Source organism: Chitinophaga sp., assembly GCF_036569125.1.
GTDB lineage: Bacteria > Bacteroidota > Bacteroidia > Chitinophagales > Chitinophagaceae > Chitinophaga.
Genome location: NZ_DATCRF010000808.1, coordinates 1 through 9,528, shown reverse-complemented (window position 1 = coordinate 9,528; position 9,528 = coordinate 1). Strand labels below are relative to the sequence as shown.

Below are 9,528 nucleotides of genomic sequence, written 5' to 3'. Positions count from 1 at the left end.
GGGCGGGGCGTTTCAATACGCGGATCAGGATGCTGCCCGAAGTAGGAGTAAGGCCAGCCGTAAAAGCCGCCGTCCTTTACGCTGGTCAGGTAATCCGGCACCAGGTTGTCACCCAGCTCATCGCGCTCATTCACTGCTGCCCATAATGTTTTGGTACCAGGCGCCCAGGCTATGCCGACGGGATTACGCAGGCCGGAGGCATACACGCGTTCCCCCTGGCCATCGGGGTTTACTTCCAGTATGCAAGCCCTGCGAGGGTTCACTTTTTTACCGTTATCTCCCATGTTGTTGGCAGAGCCTACAGCAATGTATATTTTGGAACTGTCTGCATTGGTAATAATATTACGTGTCCAGTGCTGATTAGGCGCTTCAGCAGGCAGGTCCAGTACCTTTTCTCCGGGGGCTTCCATTTTCATTTGCCCGGGTTGATAGGGGAAACGCAGCAGTGCATCTGTATTGGCTACATACAGGTAGCCATTCATAATAAGCATTCCAAAAGGCTGGTTCAGATCTTCCAGGAACACTTCTTTAATATCCGGGTGCCCATCGCCTGTAGTATCCCGTAAAATGGAGATGCGGTTGGCGCTCTTTTTCATATTCTCGGCCTTGGCAGCGCCCAGCACTACGGCGCCGGCCTGCATGAGGGTATTCTTAATGGTATTGGCCTCTGCCACCAGCACATCGCCATTAGGCGTTACATAGGTCCAGCGTGGATTCTTTAAGTCATTGGCATACAGGCTTACGGTAAATCCACTGGGCGCTTTAGGCTGCTGCCCTTCTTCCCAACCGACCACCTTGCTGAAATTCTTCACCGATTTGGTGGCATATGGCGCCGGCAAACCGTCCTGCTGCTTTTGCGCCAGAACAGCGCATGGTAACAAGCCCCAAAGTATAACGGAAGGTATCATTTTCATAACAACACTATTTACCTGGTAAGCAACGCAAAAGGCATGCCCGCTACAGTTTGGGCAATCCGCAAAAAGAGCCAGATACACGTTATTAAATTGCGTAACTTATTCATGATTTAACTCCAGGAAGCATCCCAGTTTATTCAGAGCATAGCCATTTATTTAGAGTGTAGCCATTAGAAATAACCATTTACAATAACCATAAATCAATCAGTCATGTTTACACACAATCGTCAACAGACCAGCGCTGCTGTATTGGCGCGCGTACAACAATCGTACAGCAATTTAACGGGAGCTGCTCCCAGGTTCTCGCTGCTGGAGCTGTTCAACTTTGAGGGGTTTAACTTAAACGATTATTGCCAGACATTCAGCCCGCATCCGCAGATCCAGCCTTTGCTGCAGGAGGCGCGGGTATTTGGGGAACAGTACGGTATCTGGCTGGATAATGCCGCACATTACATCAGCTGCGCCACTTTCCTGTATCCCAATGCAGGCCTGGAGCGGATGCGGGCCATCGTACAAAACCTGGCCATTGATTATTACCTGAACGACACGATGGGGCGCGATATTTTTGCCCATCTTACTCCCGCCCGGCAGGAAGCTGCCACACAAATGAAAAAAAGAATGTACAGCTTAAAGGCAGACCTGTACATGGATGAGCCCCATGTTACATTAATTGAACAGGCCAACGTAGAAGTGTTAACCTATATCCGCGATACCTCGCCCATGGCCTGGTTTAAAGAATTCCTGCGTCTGTACTCCTGGCACATTTATGTAGCGCATAAGGATTGTAACATGAATGCTGCCGGCAAGCTGGCCAGCGTGGATGAGTACATTGACAGCCGCTGCCATTTGTCCGGCATGCATCACGTTGTAAAGTTTATTGAATACAGTGAAGGGCTGTTCCTGGACTGGGACTGGCTTACGGAAAGGGGCATCCGTAAACAACTGGAACGGCTGCACGATATTACTGCAGCTATTGGCGGTTTAATGAACGATCTGTTCTCTTTTGAAAAAGAAGTGATCCGCAACGGTGCGGATTCCAACCTGGTAATGGTGATCTTATGCAACCAGCCTGCGCTTACCCTGGAAGAAGGCATCCGGCAGGCGGCAGGTATTGTGCGTAACCAGCTGATAGAGTTCCTGGCATTAATGGATTATATTAAAACGGAAGTGCAGCAGGAGCCGCTGATGTTATCGCACCTGCAGGGTTTAGAGCGCTGTGTGCAGGCATCCTGGATCTGGCAGGTATATACCCAGCGTTATAAATCAGCAGATTCCATTTTTGTGGAAACCCGTATCCCGGGCGTATTAGCGCCACAATAGCTACACAGGGTGAGAGCCGGCGCTTATCTCGTTAAAATGGGGTAGGTGCTGGCTGATCACCTTGAATAAAGAAGGCTGGTCAATGGGTTTGATAACAATATCGCTGGCGCCGGCCTGCATCAGCAGCTCCTGGAACTCAAAGCTGCCTGTGCATACGATCACGGGAATATTTTGCAGCCGCGGGTCCTTTTTCAGATGGTGCAGGGTAGTTTCTCCATCCATTTCCGGCATCTTGTGATCCATTAGTATCACATCCGGCAGGCGGCGTTCCTGCTCCAGCTTTTGCAGCACTTCCACACCATTATTTACACTGGTAATAGTACAGCCGCACATGCTCAGGTATTTGGAGAAAAGAATGTTGTTCATTTCATTGTCGTCCGCTACCATAATATGTACATGGCTCAGGTCAATATCTTCTTCCTGGTTTTCATGCACATCCGCTACCTTACCGGGTTTCAGAGGCAGCTGTATGGTAAAGGTGGTATTGCCCTGGGGCTGGCTTTCCGCATGGATCTCGCCCTGCAGCGCATGTACCATGTTCCGGGCAATAAACAGTCCCAGGCCGGTACTTTCCGTATAACGGTTAGGCTTATTGGTTACAAACAGTTCAAAAATGGCGCTCAGCTTATCGGCCTCAATCCCCAGCCCTTTGTTCACCACCTGTATGCTCCATGTTTGCGCATTGTTTTTGTTAAGCTTCAAAAATACGGTGCTGTTCCGGTCCGCATATTTCACGGCATTGCTTAACAGGTTGGCAATGGCCTGGCTCAGCTTAAAGCTGTCGCATATAATTACCGGCGGCATTTTAGGATCTATCTGCAGCTGGATCTGTATATTCCGTGTTTTGGCGGTAACCTTATGTACGGCCATCAGCCTTTCAAAGAAGGCATCTATCTCAAAAGCTTCTTCCTGCACATCTTCCATTTTACCCGCTTCTATCTTTGACATGTCCAGCACATTATTGATAATATTGCGGGTGTTGCCCACTACGGTGAACAGGAGATCAATGTAGGGATTGATCTTTTTCAGGTGCGGGTCCAGCCTTATTTCACGTTTGATCAGCTGGGCTATATAATATACCGCATTCAGCTGGGTCCTTAGTTCATGGGTAACCTGGTAAATGAAGATCTTTTTGAAATGATTGGTCTTGTGCAGCCTGTCCTTGCTAAGCACATAGGGCCTGCCCACCACCACGATCACCAGCAATACCCCCGCGATGGACAAGGCTTTGAAAATAACAGTAAGCTGAAGGTCCAGCGGAACCTGCTTAATAAAATGGAAGTAATAGTTGCCTTCAATGATCATCAGGATCACCACAGAGGAGACCAGACAGATCACCCGGGTACTGGTTCTTTTGAAAAGCAGGAAGGTGATCAGGAATAAAAAGATCACCATTGCCTGCAGCTCAATTACGTTGCCTAACAGCAACCCAAAATAAATGGAGGCCATGCATTGAACAAAAAAGGTGACCAGCGCTGCTGCATGATAGTGCCGGTAATGGTTCAGCACAATAGCAGTAGCAGCCAGTACACATTCAATGCTGGCCGGTATAAGGATCGATAGTTTCCCGGATAATATAAAATAAACGCTGCCTACCAGGAAGGCCAGGCAGCAGAGTGAAAAGCTGAGGGTGTTCACCATCATGATCCGTTGCGCAAGCTCCTCATCAGCCACTCCTTTAGTGCCGGTTCTGCGAATGGAACGCCATATTTGATGCGCTTTCATAACAGTTTGTTTGTAGGTAATTTTCAGGGAAACACTTTATACTAAACTTGCTAAAACGGCATAGATTGTCCCTTACTACCTTTTCGGTACCTATTAATGTTGCAATAGTAAATAGCAGTTGCAGCCCCAAATATCTGATAGGCTAATGATCGACATACGATATTAAATGCCGGGGTGCTGTTAAAATTGTATTATCCCAACTCAATTTACAGAATTTATAATTACAAAAGCCACCGGCTGCATCTCCCCTGTAAAACAATTCCCCGGCCTTGAAAGACCGGGGAAGCTTGATAATGTCATTAAAATATGATAACAAAACGAGTATTGTAGCCTTAACCTCGAAATGTTATGATCCTATATACGAGATAAAATAAGTTTAGGACTTAACTAACCCGGATTTTTTTTATGAAATTTTGCGGGGCTATACCATTGTAAAATGTTGTAAAGTATTTGTAAACAATTGTTTATCGCTCATCATTAATGCCATTTACAAACCGGCTATTTTATGTTAAATTTTTTGTGGGGCAAACCGCGGTACATAAAGGCCATCCATCCTTTGTCCCTGAACAGTTACTACTTACGTGAAGGTTACCTGCTTTCTGCAATCCGGTGCGAAATATAAAAAACCCACTTACGTGTTATATACCTTGACGGCCGCAATTGCCCCCTGAGCGGTCGTTTCCGATAGAATTTTCACTTTGGAACTTTCCGGTACAATGGCTTATTACCAGTTACAGCTTTTCCGGATTGCCCGGACCTCCGGCAAATAATTTGGTATTTATACAAATATGCCTACCTTTGAACTGTATAATTAAAGATTACAGTTTAAGCACTAAACATTATTTACAATGAAAGTAGCTCTCATAGGCGCAACCGGTTTTGTAGGATCTCACCTGTTACCTGAATTACTGGAACGTGGTCACCAGGTAACCGCTATTGTTAGAAATCCTGATAAATTAACATTAGAGCATCCTAACCTGGTAGTAAAAAAGGGTGATGTAACCAATGAAGCAGAAGTAGCCGCGCTGGTAAGCGGCCTGGATGCCGTGATCAGCTCATTTAATGCCGGCTGGACCAATCCCAACCTGTATAATGATTTCCTGAGCGGTTCCAAAGCCATTCAAAACGGCGTGAAGCAATCGGGCGTAAAACGCTTTATTACCATAGGCGGCGCCGGTAGCCTGGAAATAGCGCCTGGCAAACAGTTGGTAGATAGCCCTGAATTTCCGAAAGCATATCTGCCCGGCGCTACTGCAGCGAGGGACTATCTCAATATCATCAAAGAGGAAAAAGAGCTGGAATGGACCTTCATTAGCCCGGCTATTGAAATGAGCCCTGCCGGCGCTCACGGCCGCACAGGTACTTACCGTACAGCCCTGAACAACCCGGTGTTTGATGCAGAACACCGCAGCCGCTTGTCAGTAGAAGACCTGGCCGTGGTAATTGCAGATGAGCTGGAAAATCCGCAACATATCCGTCAGCGTTTTACCGCTGCGTATTAATATAACAAACGATTGGTGGAACAATGGAACACAAGGGGCCGTACTGCTTGCAGTACGGCCTTTTTTCAGCTACTATCTTTGCCCCGGAACTATTATATTAGCGCTATAACCAGATAAATTGCCACTTATGATCTTAAGGAAACTAGCGCTTTTCAGTTGTTTACTGTTCACAGTACTAACCGGTTACCAGCCCGCTAATGCTCAAAAAGGCCAACGCCTGTTAAAGAACCATCCCGGTGTAGTGTCTTACACCTACCGTAAGGATTTTGCAAAAGATATGCCCGGCACCCTGGACCTGGTGAAGAAGAACGGGTTTACAGATATTGAATTCTCTAACCTTTTTGGCCAAACGGCGCAGGATATACGTAAATGGATCGATGAAAGGGGTATTAAATGCTCATCCTTTGGCGTGAGCTATGAAGACCTGACCACCAAAACCGACCAGGTAGCAAAAAATGCGAAAACATTAGGCGCCAAATTCGTAAGGGTGGCCGGCTTTCCGCACAGCAAAACCGGCTTAACGCTGGATGAAGCCAAACAAGGCATTTCCGAATTTAACCGCGTAGGTAAAATATTAAAGGACCAGTATGGCCTTACCCTCATATACCACAATCACGGTTTTGAATTTCAGCCGTATGAGAAAGGTACCCTGTTCGATTATATTGTACAGCAAACCAATCCCCGTTACGTAAGCCTGGAAATGGATATCCTGTGGGTGTTCTTCCCCGGCCAGGACCCGGTGGCCCTGCTGAAAAAATATGGCAACCGCTTTAAGGCCATGCACGTAAAAGACCTGAAGAAAGGAGTGGAAGGCAACCTGTCTGGCGGTACCAACCCGGAAAATGATGTGGCGCTTGGCACAGGGCAGATCAACATTCCCGCTGTGCTGAAAGCTGCCAAACGTTCAGCCATTGAGCATTATTATATTGAAGACGAAAGCAGCAATGTGGAAACACAGGTGCCGCAAAGCGTTCAATACCTGCTGGGCCTTAAAGAGTAGAACAGCCTTTCCAGTATGCTCATATCATTGGTAAGCACTTCAGCAATACCCGGTAATTGTGGCTGTGAGGGAATTTGCCGCCGGGCCGTGGTTAACAGGCCATTTGCCAGCTGTATATCCATCGCATAAGCGGTGTCTAACGCTACCGCAGATACGTTGCTGATGTTTCCCCGGAGCATGCCAAACTCCCGGAAGGGGTATGCCGATAATTTGATCAATACCTTCTGACCTTTTTTAACCTTGCCGGCGCCAAACACCGGCAAGGTTGCTTTAGCCACATAGTGCTGCACCGGTGGTACTATCATCAGCACTGCTTCTCCACTGCTTACGAACTGGTGCGCTTTCCAGAACTTAAAAAAGCTAACCTTACCTGCCACCGGACTTTTTACCAAATATTGCTGCTCCCATACTTCCAGCTGTCCCTGTAACTGTTTTACCTGTTCCCGCACTTTTTGCTGCAGGTCATTTTCCTGCTGCAGGGATTGTTGCTGCAGGTCGGTAATGGTTTTTAAATATTCAGTTTGCTGCAGCTTGTTTTGCAGCAGGTTGGCGCGGGTGGCGTCTGCAGTCATTTGTTTGTCGAGCAGCTGGCGTTTGCTGTTGTCTAATTCCAGCGGGGCTATTACTTTTTCCCGGGCCAGCTGTGAATCTATTTTAAAACGCTTTTGTTCCAGCATCAGCTGTTGCTGCAGCATTACATCTTTGCGTTGTAATTCTTCGTTCAGCTGGTGCTGGGTTGTTAGCTGTGATTGCAGCTGTTGTACCTTTTGCGTGGTAAAATGTTTATCCGTGAAAAAAAGGTACTGGTTCACCGCCTGGTACAGCGCAGCATAACCGCCCTGTAAGGCGCCCAGCTGCAAAGGCTGCGCAAAGTTAAACCGGCGCAGGGTAGGGGCCAGGTTAAAGGAAGTATCCAGCTGGTTCAGTAAGGTTTGCAGCTGGCGGATATCCGCATAACGGGCTGCATTTTCCAGGATGTAAATGGGCGCGTTCTCCTGCACGGCGGCATTGTTCTGCACAAATAGCTCACTGATCTTACCGCTGGTTTGCGCTACTATTTTTACAGGTGGGTTGGCAGAGGTGATGTTCACCTGGGTGCTGATCACATCCGGGTAATGAATAAAATACGCTCCTGCAAATAACAGCATAACAACGGCAAACAGCAGGGTAATGCCCCGGCGCACGATCCAGTGCGGCATTTTGCTCATAATATCCTGTACTTCTTCATGATGGTGTTGATACTGCGGCATAACAATTTCTTTTTAATCTCCCAGTTCCAGCTGGTTCTTTACCAGCTCAAAATATTTTCCTCTTTTACGGGTAAGGGTTTGATGGTTGCCCACTTCCACAATACGGCCCTGTTCCAGCACTACGATCTGGTCGGCATGTTTTACCGTGCTTAAACGGTGCGCGATCACTACCACAGTCTTACCCTGGAAAAATTGTTGCAGGTTTTCTATGATGATCTTTTCATTATTGGCATCCAGCGCGCTGGTAGCTTCATCAAAGAACAGGTATTGCGGATCTTTATATACTGCGCGGGCAATCAGCAGGCGCTGTTTTTGCCCGGTGCTTAAGCCATTGCCAATGTTGCCTATTTTGGTGGCATAACCGTTGGGCAGCTGCTGTATAAAACCTTCAATGTTAGCTACCCGTGCGGCATGCAGCAGCCTGCGCTCGTTGATCTTTTCATCGCCCACGGCAATGTTACGGGCAATGGTATCTGAAAAAATAAATCCTTCCTGCATCACTACGCCGCACTGGCGCCGCCACCATTTGGGCGAGAGCCCGGAGAGCTCCGTATGCCCTACCAGCAGCTTGCCGGCTACCGGTTCATAAAAACGCAACAGCATTTTTAGCAGGGTGGTTTTACCGCTACCGCTGCTGCCAACGATAGCGGTTACCTTCCCTTCTGGTATATTGAGGTTAACATCTTTCAGCACATAGGGGCTGCTGCCACTGCTGTACTGGAAAGAAAGATTGTCCAGCTGCAGATCGCCATTTTGTAACAGGGGTGTTTGCAGCGTAAATGTATCAGTAACCGTTGCCGGTTCTTCATTGTCCCGGTTATGAATTTCTCCCAGCCGTTCCAGGCTGATACGCGCATCCTGCGCGGAGCGGAAAAAGGCCAGCAGTTGTTCCAATGGGCTGTTCATTTGTCCTATCATATAGCTCACACCCAGCAGCATGCCCAGCGTCATTTGCCCGCTCACCACTTCGCGCGCTGCAATGTAGGAGATGAGGATATTCTTCAGCTGTGAAAAGAACAGGTTGCCGGTTTGCTGGTACTGTTCCAGCGTAAGACTGCTGATATTAAGCCGGAACAGGCGGGCCTGTATACGTTCCCATTCCCAGCGTTTGGGTGTTTCGCAGTTATTGAGCTTTATTTCCTGCATGCCGGTGATCAGCTCATACAGGCTGTTCTGGTTATTGCTCATTTGCTGAAAGCGTTTATAGTCCAGCTCTTTGCGCTTTTGCAAAAAGAAAACGATCCATACAACAGACAGCACGCTGCCCAGCAAAAAGATGAACAGGATCTTTAAGCTGTAGATACCGAGCACCACAGAGAATACCAGCAGGCTTACAAAAGAGAACAGCGTATGCAGCGTTTGCGTGGTCAGGAACTGTTCAATCCTTCCATGATCGTTAATGCGCTGCGTAATATCGCCGATCATTTTTGCATCAAAAAAACGGATCGGCAGCTGCATGAGCTTAGTAAGGAAGTCGGATATAATAGACATATTGATACGGCTGTTCATATGCAGCAGTATCCAGCTGCGGATCATTTCAACAGCGGTGGTGCCAATAAACAATACCAGCTGGGATACCAGCACCAGCTGAATAAAACCCATGTTCTGGTAGTTCACACCATAGTCAACCAGGCTTTGGGTAAGAAAGGGCAGCACCAGCGCCAGTAAGCTGCCCAGTAGCATACCCAGTATCAGCTGGGTGATGTATTTACGGTAAGGGGTTAAATATTGGAACAGGAACTGAAAGCCTTTACGGGCAGCGGCATCTTCCTCCTGCTGGTAAAAGAGCGGGGTGGGTTCCAGCATCAGCACAATAC

General features: G+C 47.7%; 7 protein-coding genes. 3 read left to right on the top strand and 4 right to left on the bottom strand.

The features are described 5' to 3' along the window. A partial coding sequence (locus VIM87_RS29790) for a PQQ-dependent sugar dehydrogenase (protein ID WP_332000502.1) occupies window positions 1-914 on the bottom strand: 914 nt, incomplete at its 3' end. Window positions 915-1,124: 210 nt separating this feature from the next. On the opposite strand from VIM87_RS29790, the gene VIM87_RS29785 reads away from it, so the two are divergent. Next, a complete protein-coding gene (locus VIM87_RS29785; protein WP_332000501.1) occupies window positions 1,125-2,234 on the top strand; it encodes a terpene synthase family protein in 1,110 nt (369 codons plus the stop codon). Here the strand turns inward: VIM87_RS29785 and VIM87_RS29780 are convergent, their stop codons facing one another. Beyond that, a complete protein-coding gene (locus tag VIM87_RS29780) occupies window positions 2,235-3,959 on the bottom strand; it encodes a hybrid sensor histidine kinase/response regulator (protein ID WP_332000500.1) in 1,725 nt (574 codons plus the stop codon). A gap of 848 nt (window positions 3,960-4,807) precedes the next feature. On the opposite strand from VIM87_RS29780, the gene VIM87_RS29775 reads away from it, so the two are divergent. Both VIM87_RS29775 and VIM87_RS29770 read left to right on the top strand, forming a co-directional pair. Next, the gene (locus VIM87_RS29775; RefSeq protein ID WP_332000499.1) at window positions 4,808-5,461 is read left to right on the top strand and encodes an NAD(P)-dependent oxidoreductase; all 654 of its coding nucleotides are present in this window, start codon (window positions 4,808-4,810) and stop codon (window positions 5,459-5,461) included. A 127-nt stretch (window positions 5,462-5,588) separates the two neighbouring features. Beyond that, entirely contained in the window at window positions 5,589-6,461 is an 873-nt protein-coding gene (locus VIM87_RS29770; protein WP_332000498.1) for a sugar phosphate isomerase/epimerase family protein, read from the top strand. Here the strand turns inward: VIM87_RS29770 and VIM87_RS29765 are convergent. Together VIM87_RS29765 and VIM87_RS29760 are read right to left on the bottom strand one after the other, a co-directional pair. Then, window positions 6,434-7,711, bottom strand: coding sequence for an HlyD family secretion protein (locus VIM87_RS29765; protein ID WP_332000497.1), 1,278 nt, complete (start codon window positions 7,709-7,711; stop codon window positions 6,434-6,436). The genes VIM87_RS29770 and VIM87_RS29765 overlap by 28 nt on opposite strands. A 12-nt stretch (window positions 7,712-7,723) precedes the next feature. Next, the coding region (locus VIM87_RS29760; RefSeq protein WP_332000496.1) for a peptidase domain-containing ABC transporter at window positions 7,724-9,528 on the bottom strand (1,805 nt) is incomplete at its 5' end.